We start from the raw sequence: 7,528 nt of genomic DNA, 5'->3' as shown, positions 1-7,528 counted from the left end.
CGAACTGCCGCTGCTCCCCCTCGGACATCCCGAACCCGCGGTAGTCGAACACGACGACGTCGGCCCCGGTGGCCGCGAACCGCTCCGCGAACGGCTCCAGCCCGGAGTCCTTCGTGCACCCGAACCCATGCGCCATTACGACGCACGGCCGTCCGCGCGGCGTGCTGAGGTCGTCGGTCTCAGCCGGGTAGTGCCAGGCCGACAGGTGCACCCCGTGGCTGATGATCGTGACGTCGCTGCGCATGGGTCGATCGTGCCACCGATGACTGGGCCGAAATTGGTTTACCGCACCTGACCCAGTTGGGGATCGGCCAACGGGGACTCGTGGCCCCAGCGTTGCAAAACCCCGTGAACCAAAGATGAATTGACCCCGGAAAGGGCCAGATCACATTGACACTCCATGACCGAGCGGGTCCTGTGTCGTTGAGAAGGCATGCCCATCGCTCAGTTCGCCCATGGCGTCGCCTCCGGGGACCCGCGTCCGACCTCCGTGATCCTGTGGACGCGAGTCACCCCGACCACGGCAAGCAAGCCGGGGTCGGGGGTTGGACCCAACGTCGTGGTCGGTTGGCAGGTCTCGACCAACAACCGGTTCACCCGCATCGTCCGCGCCGGCAAGTTCAGCACCGGGCCGGGCCGCGACCACACCGTCAAGGTCGACGCCACCGGACTGCAGCCCGGGCGGACCTACTACTACCGGTTCAGCTACGGCTCCGTACGCAGCGCAGTCGGTCGCACGCGCACCGCCCCAGCGGCGACGTCGTCACCGGCCAACCTCAGGCTCGGTGTCGTCTCCTGCAGCAACCTGCAGGCCGGATGGTTCAGCTCCTACCGGCACCTCGCGGACCGCGACGACCTGCACGCCGTGATCCACCTCGGGGACTACATCTACGAGTACGGACCCGGCCAGTACGGCTACGGACAGGGCGACAAGGACATCCGCACCCACGAGCCCACGCACGAGATCCTGAACCTCGGCAACTATCGCCGCAGGCACGGCCAGTACAAGCGGGACGCCGACCTGCAGCGCCTGCATGCCAAGTACGCCTTCATCGTCACGTGGGACGACCACGAGTCGACCAACGACGCGTTCAAGGACGGCGCCGAGAACCACAACCCGGGCGAGGGCTCATGGGCTGCGAGACGTGCCGCCAGCCACAAGGCGTACGACGAGTGGATGCCGGTGCGGATGAACGGCACTGCCCAGCTCGGTGACGGGACCACGCTCTACCGCCGGCTGACGTTCGGTGACCTGGCCGAGATCAGCATGCTCGACCTGCGCACCTACCGAGACGCGCAGCTCGCCGCGCAGGTGGACCCGGCACAGGCCGACCCCGCCCGGACCATCACCGGTCGCCAGCAGATGGACTGGCTCAAGGACTCGCTGACCCGCCGGGTGTCCCAGTGGAAGCTCGTCGGCAACCCGGTGATGATCGCACCGGTCACCTTCGCCGGCCTCCCCCGCGACCTGATCAAGCCGGTCAACGACACGGTAGGGCTGCTGCCTCCGGAGGGCGCGCCGTACAACGTCGACCAGTGGGACGGCTACACCGACGACCGCCGCGAGGTGTTCGAGCATCTGCGTGACAACGGCGTGACGGACTCGTTGTTCGTCACCGGCGACATCCACTCGGGCTGGGCCTGCGACCTGCCCGCCGACAAGGCGACCTATGTCGGGACCAAGGACTCGGTCGGAGTCGAGTTCGTGGCCACCTCGGTGACCTCGAACAACCTCAAGGACATCACCGGGACGCCGCGTCGTACGACGAGCATCGCGGCCGAGGAGGGGCTCAAGACCAACAACCCGCACATCAAGTACCTCAACTTCGACGACCACGGGTTCTCGGTCCTCGACATCACCCCGAAGCGAGCACAGATGGACTGGTACATCATCGGAGACCGCGCCAGCAAGACGGCCGGGGTCAGCTGGACCACGTCGTGGGCCACCACCGCGGGCAGCCAGACGGTTCGCCAGGTCTTCGGGCCGGTGGGTTCCTGATGGCCGGCGTACCGGCCAGTCGCCGTACCTTCCTGAAGGTTGCGGTGGCGTCCGGCGCAGCGATGGTGTTCTCGTCCGTGGCGGGTGCCCCGGCGGGCGCGGCCACTGCTCGCAAGCGCGCCTACGTGCTGGTCGTCGACGGTTGCCGGCCTGGCGAGATCGACGCCATGGCGAACCTCAAGGCTCTCCGCGACGCCGGGACGTGGTACCCGGCGGCCCGATCATTGCCGGTGATGGAGACCATCCCCAACCACGTGATGATGATGACCGGCTGCCGGCCGGCGCGTAACGGCGTGCCGGCCAACGAGATCTTCGACCGGACGCTGGGCGAGATCCGGCACTGCGACCGGCCGACCGACATCAAGGTCGCCACGATCATCGAGCAGCTCAACGCCTCGGGTCGTACGACGGGCACGGTGTTGTCGAAGGAGTACCTCTACTCGGTCTTCGGCGACCGCGCCACCCACCGCTGGGAGCCCTCCCCCGTCATCCCTGTCTCGGACCATTCGCCGGACGCCGCCACCATGGACGCCGCTGTGACAATGGTCGAGGAGTTCGACCCCGAGTTCGTCTTCGTCAACCTCGGTGACGTCGACCGGGTCGGCCACGCCGACATCACCGGAACCACGCTCAAGCTCGAACGCGCCGCGGCGCTGGCCTCGACGAACGCCCTGGTCGGTCGGTTCGTGGACATGCTGAAGTCCTCGGGTCGATGGGCCTCCTCGATGGTCATCGTGCTCGCCGACCACTCGATGGACTGGTCGGTGCCCGCGCAGACGATCAGCCTCACCCCGGTCTTCAAGGCGGAACCCAGCCTGGCGGGCAAGTTCGAGATCGCGCAGAACGGCGGCGCGGATCTCGTCTACTGGACCGGCCCCAGCGGGGAGAAGGCGGCCGCACTGACCAAGATGCGAGCGCTCGCCCAGGCCACAGACGGCGTCTTCCAGGCACATGTCATCAGCCAGACCCCGGGCCTGGGGCTCGGGCCCAATGCCGGTGACCTGCTCGTCTACTGCAAGGCAGGATGGCGGTTCAGCGATCCCGGTCCGCAGAACAACCCGATCCCGGGCAACCACGGTCACCCCGCCTCGGAGCCGATCCCCTTCTTCATCGGTGGTGGGGCGGCCGAGGTCCGCAAGGGCGTCGCCAGGTCCGCGAAGGCACACACGATGGACGTCGCGCCCACCCTGGGTGGCTACTTCGGCCTGAAGGCGCCTGCTTCTGGCTGGGAAGGTCTCTCGCGCCTCTGAGCCAGCCTGGTCAAGGCGTACGACTCCTCCGCGCGGCATCGGAAGCAACAGCAGGGCCACGAACGCCGGGCTGCGGGGAGGGTGGTTCTGGCCGCGCGGACCACCGCGCGCGCGAGGTGGTGAGGTCATCGGTCTCGGCCGGGTAGTGCCGGGCGGACAGGTGCACAACGTGGCTGACGATCGTGACTTCGCTGCGCATGACTGATCGTCTCAGCCTTGCGTGCCCGCGGCAGACCAAGGATCGATGACGGGAACGCCGAGCGCCGAGAAGGGCTCGACGTCACGGGTGGCCACGGCGAACCCATGGGATGCCGCGATGGCGCCGATCTGTCCATCAGCCCGCTCGACAGCCACACCGTCGCGCCGCACCTTCGCCATGCGGATCGCGTATTCCTCCGCTGCCCTGGTGTCGAAGTCGAGGATGCGGTCGGCAAAATCACTCGCAACGATCTCCGCCACGTCGTGTGACAGCTTCGTCTTGCGACGGCCCGCGACCAGCAGTTCCACACCGAGGAGCAACTCGCTCACGGTCACTGCCGAAATGAAGATGGTCTGGGAAGCCTGCCGATTGAGCCATTCCATGACGGCGCTATCAGGTTGCGGACGCATCGGCTCCGATACCACGATCGTGTCGAGGATGATCACGAGAAGTCGGCAGCACGTGGCTCGTCGGTACCCCGAACCTGGTCCAGATCGAGATCGAAATTCATGTTGTACCGCGCGAGTCTGGTCCCCAGGCCCTCGTCCTCGGGGATGGCGACCGCGTCGGCCAGGATCTCGCGGATCTCCGCCTCGGTGCTGCGTCCGTTGCGCGCGGCCCGAGCCTTGAGCGCGCGGTGGGTCGCGTCGGGGATGTTGCGAATCGTCACGGCAGCCATGACCTCGATGCTATTACTCCACACACTTGATATCGCTTCTGTAGGCCGGGTCATTCTTCGACGCCAGGTCGACGCCGAGCCGATCGGTGCCTGCCGGAACGGAGCTGTGAACGCCGAGCCCGGCCGTCCGTTCTGTGGATCGTCAGCGCCGGTCGCTGATGCGCTTGGCCTTCCCGAGGGAGCGCTCGATGCCGTCCGGCGCGAGGACCTCGACCTTCGCGGTGACGCCGATGCGCTGCTTGATGCGGTCGACCAGCTGTGGGCCGAGCGTGAAGTTCACGGCGTCCTCCCCTGCGGCTTCGACCAGCACCGTGAGCTCGTCGAGGTTGCCCGGGCGGGTCAGGACGCACAGGTAGTGCGGTGACAGGCCGTCGATGGTGAGGATCTGCTCCTCGATCTGGCTGGGGAACACGTTGACGCCGCGGACGATCATCATGTCGTCGGTGCGGCCGGTGACCTTCTCCATGCGGCGGAACGCCGGGAACGCCGTGCCGGGCAGCAGCCGGGTGAGGTCGCGGGTGCGGTAGCGGATCACTGGCATCGCCTGCTTGGTCAGCGACGTGAACACCAGCTCGCCGCGCTCTCCGTCGGGGAGCACCTCGCCGGTCTCGGGGTCGATGATCTCGGGCAGGAAGTGGTCCTCCCAGACGTGCAGGCCGTCCTGCGTCTCGCCGGACTCCTGCGAGACGCCCGGCCCCATCACCTCCGACAAGCCGTAGATGTCGACGGCGCGGATACCGGAGCGCTCCTGGACGGCGTGACGCATCTCGTCGGTCCAGGGCTCGGCGCCGAAGATGCCGACCTCGAGCGACGTCTGGTGCGGGTCGATCCCCTGGGCGTCCATCTCGTCGAGGATCGCGAGAAAGTACGACGGCGTGACCATGATGACCCGCGGCTGGAAGTCGGTGATGAGCTGCACCTGGCGTTCGGTCATCCCGCCGCTGACGGGCACGACGGTGCAGCCCAGCCGTTCGGCTCCGTAGTGCGCGCCGAGCCCGCCGGTGAACAGGCCGTAGCCGTAGGCGATGTGCACGACGTCGCCCGGCGCGCCGCCGGCCGCGCGGATGGAGCGGGCCATCAGCTCGGCCCAGGTGTCGACGTCGGCCTGGGTGTAGCCGACGACGGTCGGCTTGCCGGTCGTGCCGCTGGACGCATGGACGCGGGCGACCTGCTCGCGCGGGACGGCGAACATGCCGAACGGGTAGTTCTCGCGAAGGTCTGCCTTGGCGGTGAACGGGAACTTGGCCAGGTCCTCGCGGGTTTTGAAGTCGTCGGCTGTGACGCCGGCCGCGGCGAATGCCTGCCGGTAGTGCGGGACGTTCCGCTCGGCTCTCCTCAGCGTGTCCTTCAGTCGCTCGAGCTGAACATCCTCGAGCTCGGCTCTGGACAGGGTCGGGATCTCACCGCTCATGCAGTCTCCTCCTCATAGAGCACGCCGCCAATCTCCTTGCTCCGTCCGACGAATTCAGCGACGACGTCTTCACCGACGGTGACGGTGACGTCGTAGACGCCGTCGCGTCCCTCGCGACTGCGCTCTGTCGCGACTGCAACGAGCGTGTCGCCAAGTCGCGTCGGCCTGCGGAAACGGATCTCGGCGCCGGCTGCCACCGTGATCCGGTTGTAGGAGTTGCACGCAAACGCGAACGCCGAGTCGGCGACGCAGAACGTAATGCCGCCGTGCCCGATGTCGTGCCCGTTGACCATCTCGTCACGGATCTGGGCCTCGATCGTCGCGGTCCCCGGCCCGATGTCGACCAGCTCCATCCCCAGCCACTGACTCGCCCGGTCACCGACCCACATCGCCTCGGCACTGCGTCGCGCGATCTCCCCGGGGCTCACCGCCTCAGGCTACGACCTCAGCTCCTGAGCGACGGCGGGTAGTGCCGCAAGATCGGCGTCGAGCCAGTCGACGCTCGTCAATTCGTCGACCGAGAGCCAGATCACCTGGTCGTGCGATACCCGCAGCCTCGGGGTTCCGACGAAGATCTCAGCCGTGAAGATCCGAAGCGCGAATCGGTCCGAGATCGGCCAAGCCCCACCCGAAGGCGTGATCTCGTGCCCCAGCATGAGTGTCACGTCCAGCTCCTCCTGGACTTCGCGGATCAACGCATCATCGGGCGCCTCGCCGTCCTCGACCTTGCCCCCCGGAAACTCCCACTTGCCCTTCAACGCCTCGGGCCGCGTGCGCCTGGTCGCGAGAACCTGTCGCGGATTGGCCAGCGAGTCGACGATGACCGCGCCGACGACAAGTTGCATGCCGACCACCCTAGGGCCGAGTCAGTCGTACGCTGGCAGGTGATGACTGCCGACGACGAACGCGCGACCGTCGAGTCCGCGTACGCCATCGCTCGCCGAGCCCACGCAGGCCAGGTCGACAAGCTTGGTGTCCCGTACATCAAGCACGTCGCGGCGGTGGCTGACGGCCTCGTCGATTTCGATCCGGAGGTGCAGATCGCGGCGATGCTCCACGACGTCGTCGAAGACACCGACCTCACACTCGACGACCTTCGAGAGCACGGCGTCTCCCCACGATCCATGGCGGCGATCGGGCTCGTCTCGCGCAACCTGCACCCCGAGCTCAGCTACCTCGAGGGGATCGAGCGGATCTGCTCCTCACCCGACGCCACCCTGGTGAAGATCTCCGACAACGCCCACAACTCACGTCCCGACCGGGTCAGTGCGCTGAAGCGGATGACCGGCGAGAAGCCGACCCCGCGCTACGCCGCAGCCCGCGCGATGCTGTTTGCCGTCGCACGCCGAGAGGACGTCGAACGCATCCTGCGCCGCGTCAACCCAAGTCTGCTCCTCGATTACTGACTACTGCGCCGGCTTGTCATCAGTGCATGCTGGCCGGTTGATCGGCCTTGCTCGGCAGCAACACGGAGAGGGCGATGACGACGGCCCCGAAGATCGCACCGACCACGAAGGCCCACTGCAGGCCGTTGACGAACGCCGCGTCTGGCGCCGCCCCGGACTCGATCATGGAGGTGGTGCGGTTCTCGAGGATCACGACGAGCACGGCCGTGCCGACCGCGCCAGCGACCTGCTGCAGCGTGCCCAGGATCGAGCTGCCGTGCGAGTACAGCTCCTGTGGCAGGGCACCGAGGCCCAGCGTGAACACCGGCGTGAAGATCGTCGCGAGGCTCACCATGAGCACGACGTGCGCGGCGAGGATCTGCCAGAACGGCGTGTCGACGTCCACGCGGCTCAGTGCTGCCAGGGCGGCGACCATGACGATCGAGCCGGGGATCACCAGCGGACGCGAGCCGACCTTGTCGTAGAGGTGACCGACCCGCGGACCGAGCAGTCCCATCGCGATGCCACCGGGCATGACCAGCGCGCCGGTCTGCATCGCGGACAGGCCGCGCAGGTCCTGAAGGTACAGCGGAAGCAGGATCATC

The 7,528-nt window shown here is 67.3% G+C and carries 10 protein-coding genes; 3 read left to right on the top strand and 7 right to left on the bottom strand.

Annotated features, from left to right (window positions below):
• On the bottom strand, positions 1-244 hold a 244-nt coding region (locus ACRDPN_RS03780), incomplete at its 3' end, for an alpha/beta hydrolase (protein WP_431445998.1).
• 189 nt (positions 245-433) lie between these two features.
• Between ACRDPN_RS03780 and ACRDPN_RS03775 the strand changes: the two genes are divergently transcribed.
• Complete coding sequence (locus ACRDPN_RS03775; RefSeq protein WP_431445997.1) at positions 434-1,999, top strand: alkaline phosphatase D family protein; 1,566 nt, start codon at positions 434-436, stop codon at positions 1,997-1,999.
• Complete coding sequence (locus tag ACRDPN_RS03770; protein ID WP_431445996.1) at positions 1,999-3,249, top strand: alkaline phosphatase family protein; 1,251 nt, start codon at positions 1,999-2,001, stop codon at positions 3,247-3,249. The genes ACRDPN_RS03775 and ACRDPN_RS03770 overlap by 1 nt, the downstream gene beginning before the upstream one ends.
• Before the next feature lie 210 nt (positions 3,250-3,459).
• Here ACRDPN_RS03770 and ACRDPN_RS03765 read toward each other — a convergent pair whose 3' ends face one another.
• From ACRDPN_RS03765 to ACRDPN_RS03745, 5 genes are all read right to left on the bottom strand, one after another.
• Positions 3,460-3,894 (bottom strand): type II toxin-antitoxin system VapC family toxin, encoded by a 435-nt coding sequence (locus ACRDPN_RS03765; RefSeq protein WP_431445995.1) that lies wholly within the window; start codon positions 3,892-3,894, stop codon positions 3,460-3,462.
• Positions 3,891-4,127 carry a FitA-like ribbon-helix-helix domain-containing protein gene (locus ACRDPN_RS03760; RefSeq protein WP_431445994.1) on the bottom strand — a complete coding sequence of 79 codons (237 nt, stop codon included), beginning with the start codon at positions 4,125-4,127 and terminating at the stop codon, positions 3,891-3,893. Before ACRDPN_RS03760 ends, ACRDPN_RS03765 begins: the two co-directional genes overlap by 4 nt.
• Before the next feature lie 142 nt (positions 4,128-4,269).
• Complete coding sequence (gene paaK, locus ACRDPN_RS03755; protein ID WP_431445993.1) at positions 4,270-5,538, bottom strand: phenylacetate--CoA ligase PaaK; 1,269 nt, start codon at positions 5,536-5,538, stop codon at positions 4,270-4,272.
• Positions 5,535-5,966 carry a hydroxyphenylacetyl-CoA thioesterase PaaI gene (paaI, locus tag ACRDPN_RS03750; RefSeq protein WP_431445992.1) on the bottom strand — a complete coding sequence of 144 codons (432 nt, stop codon included), beginning with the start codon at positions 5,964-5,966 and terminating at the stop codon, positions 5,535-5,537. Before paaI ends, paaK begins: the two co-directional genes overlap by 4 nt.
• 9 nt (positions 5,967-5,975) lie before the next feature.
• On the bottom strand, positions 5,976-6,383 hold the full coding sequence (locus ACRDPN_RS03745; RefSeq protein WP_431445991.1) for a (deoxy)nucleoside triphosphate pyrophosphohydrolase: 408 nt from the start codon (positions 6,381-6,383) through the stop codon (positions 5,976-5,978).
• Between the two features lie 42 nt (positions 6,384-6,425).
• On the opposite strand from ACRDPN_RS03745, the gene ACRDPN_RS03740 reads away from it, so the two are divergent.
• Complete coding sequence (locus ACRDPN_RS03740; RefSeq protein WP_431445990.1) at positions 6,426-6,944, top strand: HD domain-containing protein; 519 nt, start codon at positions 6,426-6,428, stop codon at positions 6,942-6,944.
• A 19-nt stretch (positions 6,945-6,963) separates the two neighbouring features.
• On the opposite strand, the gene ACRDPN_RS03735 is transcribed toward ACRDPN_RS03740, so the two are convergent.
• Positions 6,964-7,528: MFS transporter (locus ACRDPN_RS03735; protein ID WP_431445989.1), on the bottom strand; the 565-nt coding region annotated here is incomplete at its 5' end.

It is taken from the genome of Aeromicrobium sp. (genome assembly GCF_050700635.1).
Classification (GTDB): domain Bacteria; phylum Actinomycetota; class Actinomycetes; order Propionibacteriales; family Nocardioidaceae; genus Aeromicrobium.
The sequence above is the reverse complement of the archived record's forward strand: the minus strand, read 5'-3'. Positions and strand labels throughout refer to the sequence as shown.